The 429-nt window shown below is 50.8% G+C and carries 1 rRNA gene; it reads right to left on the bottom strand.

What is annotated here, in order from left to right:
* Window positions 1–429: ribosomal RNA gene (locus ABWU86_RS03145) — 16S ribosomal RNA — on the bottom strand; the annotation flags it as partial.

The raw sequence follows: 429 nt of genomic DNA, 5'->3' as shown, positions 1-429 counted from the left end.
CGAGCTGACGACAACCATGCACCACCTGTCATTCTGTCCCCGAAGGGAACGCCTAATCTCTTAGGTTGGCAGAAGATGTCAAGAGCTGGTAAGGTTCTTCGCGTAGCATCGAATTAAACCACATGCTCCACCACTTGTGCGGGCCCCCGTCAATTCCTTTGAGTTTCAACCTTGCGGTCGTACTCCCCAGGCGGAATACTTAATGCGTTAGCTGTGGCACTGAAGGGCGGAAACCCTCCAACACCTAGTATTCATCGTTTACGGCATGGACTACCAGGGTATCTAATCCTGTTCGCTACCCATGCTTTCGAGCCTCAGCGTCAGTAACAGACCAGAAAGCCGCCTTCGCCACTGGTGTTCTTCCATATATCTACGCATTTCACCGCTACACATGGAGTTCCACTTTCCTCTTCTGTACTCAAGTTTTGT

This window comes from Apilactobacillus pseudapinorum, from assembly GCF_040369555.1.
Taxonomy (GTDB): Bacteria; Bacillota; Bacilli; order Lactobacillales; family Lactobacillaceae; genus Apilactobacillus.
The sequence above is the reverse complement of the archived record's forward strand: the minus strand, read 5'-3'. Positions and strand labels throughout refer to the sequence as shown.